6 tRNA genes are annotated in these 623 nt (G+C 50.9%); all 6 read right to left on the bottom strand.

Annotated elements, in window-relative coordinates:
• Positions 1–52: 52 nt before the first annotated feature.
• Positions 53–138, bottom strand: a tRNA-Leu gene (locus HMPREF2704_RS02630).
• Between the two features lie 7 nt (positions 139–145).
• A tRNA-Gly gene (locus HMPREF2704_RS02625) sits at positions 146–217 on the bottom strand.
• A 23-nt stretch (positions 218–240) separates the two neighbouring features.
• A tRNA-Thr gene (locus HMPREF2704_RS02620) sits at positions 241–313 on the bottom strand.
• A gap of 17 nt (positions 314–330) precedes the next feature.
• Positions 331–412, bottom strand: a tRNA-Leu gene (locus HMPREF2704_RS02615).
• Between the two features lie 6 nt (positions 413–418).
• Positions 419–491, bottom strand: a tRNA-Lys gene (locus HMPREF2704_RS02610).
• 24 nt (positions 492–515) lie between these two features.
• Positions 516–588: transfer RNA gene (locus tag HMPREF2704_RS02605), tRNA-Asp, on the bottom strand.
• Positions 589–623 lie beyond the last annotated feature (35 nt).

The raw sequence follows: 623 nt of genomic DNA, 5'->3' as shown, positions 1-623 counted from the left end.
GTCAGGTACTCTATCCAGTTGAGCTAAGGGTGCTTCTTTCAACCTTTGTCTATGCCGAGGACCGGAATCGAACCGGTACGATCGTTACCAATCGCAGGATTTTAAGTCCTGTGCGTCTGCCAGTTCCGCCACCCCGGCCTCCTCAAGCGAACGACGGGATTCGAACCCGCGACCCCCACCTTGGCAAGGTGGTGTTCTACCACTGAACTACGTTCGCATCGCTTTCTTTATATAAAAAAATGCCGGCTACATGACTTGAACACGCGACCCTCTGATTACAAATCAGATGCTCTACCAACTGAGCTAAGCCGGCTCATTATTATTCTCTTATGCGGGTTAAGGGACTTGAACCCCCACGCCGTAAAGCGCCAGATCCTAAATCTGGTGCGTCTGCCAATTCCGCCAAACCCGCAAAATATGACCCGTACTGGGCTCGAACCAGTGACCCATTGATTAAAAGTCAATTGCTCTACCAACTGAGCTAACGAGTCTTAAAATAATTTTCATTATCTTAACGGTCCCGACGGGAATCGAACCCGCGATCTTCGCCGTGACAGGGCGACGTGATAACCGCTACACTACGGGACCTATGGGAGTTAACGGGATCGAACCGCTGACCCTCT

It is taken from the genome of Streptococcus sp. HMSC076C09 (assembly GCF_001837905.1).
GTDB classification, from domain to species: Bacteria; Bacillota; Bacilli; order Lactobacillales; family Streptococcaceae; genus Streptococcus; species Streptococcus parasanguinis_I.
Note: the sequence above shows the minus strand (reverse complement) of the source record. Positions and strands in the feature narration are given on the sequence as shown.